The sequence below is a fragment of the Enterobacter cloacae complex sp. 6730903 genome, from assembly GCF_048283985.1.
Lineage (GTDB): Bacteria > Pseudomonadota > Gammaproteobacteria > Enterobacterales > Enterobacteriaceae > Enterobacter > Enterobacter hormaechei_C.
This window is the reverse complement of sequence record NZ_JBLVXX010000132.1, coordinates 1-1082: the sequence shown is the minus strand read 5'-3', so window position 1 is coordinate 1082 and position 1082 is coordinate 1. Positions and strand designations below refer to the sequence as shown.

Here is a 1082-nt window from a genome sequence, read left to right as displayed (position 1 = left end):
CACTATCGGCGAAGGTGAGTTGATGGCTCATGATGTCCCTCTGGGATGCGCTCCGGATGAATATGATGATCTCATATCAGGAACTTGTTCGCACCTTCCCTAGGTGACGGCATAGGAGTGGGCTATGGCCAAAGTTATCAGCCCTGGCTTAGAGCTCAGGACGTTAAATCCCGTGGAAACCGTTCGATAGTCTTTGGCCTTAAGACGTTTCGAAACCATCATCTCCTTTCTTCTGTCGAAAGTAACTTTTTCTATCTGGCTGAGTTTAATGACTCGGTGATTGATATCCGGGAACAATTCCCACTCTTTCCTCTCCGGCTTACCCAACAAATAGCAAATCATCTACATTTTCAACATCCTATGGTGAGGGGAGTAAGAGGAGTACCTGTCGAAGTTCTGAATGTTATGACAACCGATTTTTTACTGACCTTGAGAACTCCTGAAGGCGGACTTCGATACAAAGCTATAGCAGTAAAACATAACGAGAGCATACCTGAACGCGAAGCCCAAAAACTTGAAATAGAGAGGATGTTTTGGCAGTTGATTGATGTTGAGTTTCAAATTTATGTTGGCTCGGAACTCAATAACGTCGTCGGTAAAAACATTTGCTGGGCTACTTCTGTATTAAGAGATGGTTCTGAATTTTATGATAAATATCCTCTTGATAAAATCCTATGGAAGCTTAAACCAGATGTTTATCCCATAGTAGGACTACGTGCAATGATTTCATCAATCTTTGGGGTAGATGCACAAGAAGCGATGATGTTATTGCAGGCAATGATTGGATTAAAAATGATAAATGTTGATTTATCATATCCAATACTCGAAACCGGTCTGATAAAGATAATTTCCAATGACCACTATATAGGACTGAACGCAAATGGATATTATTAGGAATTCAGTCTGGCTCTCTCAAGGCACTGATTTGCTTGCAGAGGGACTTTACCGTGTTTTGGATTTTGACAGAAAGGTCGATTTGTTAATTTTGTTTAAAATAAAATCAGAAAGAACGGGTAAGCCAATCCCTTTCTCATTTTCAATGTTTAAATATTATATTGAATCAAATAGCATAACTTGTAAAG

At 39.7% G+C, this 1082-nt stretch carries 1 protein-coding gene and 1 pseudogene; both read left to right on the top strand.

Annotated elements, in window-relative coordinates; translation table 11 throughout:
* Positions 1-75: 75 nt before the first annotated feature.
* Positions 76-894 carry a TnsA endonuclease N-terminal domain-containing protein gene (locus ACNQ0W_RS25170; protein WP_417933294.1) on the top strand — a complete coding sequence of 273 codons (819 nt, stop codon included), beginning with the start codon at positions 76-78 and terminating at the stop codon, positions 892-894.
* Positions 881-1082 (top strand): annotated as a pseudogene (locus ACNQ0W_RS25165) (hypothetical protein); the annotation flags it as partial. The gene ACNQ0W_RS25170 and the pseudogene ACNQ0W_RS25165, both read left to right, overlap by 14 nt.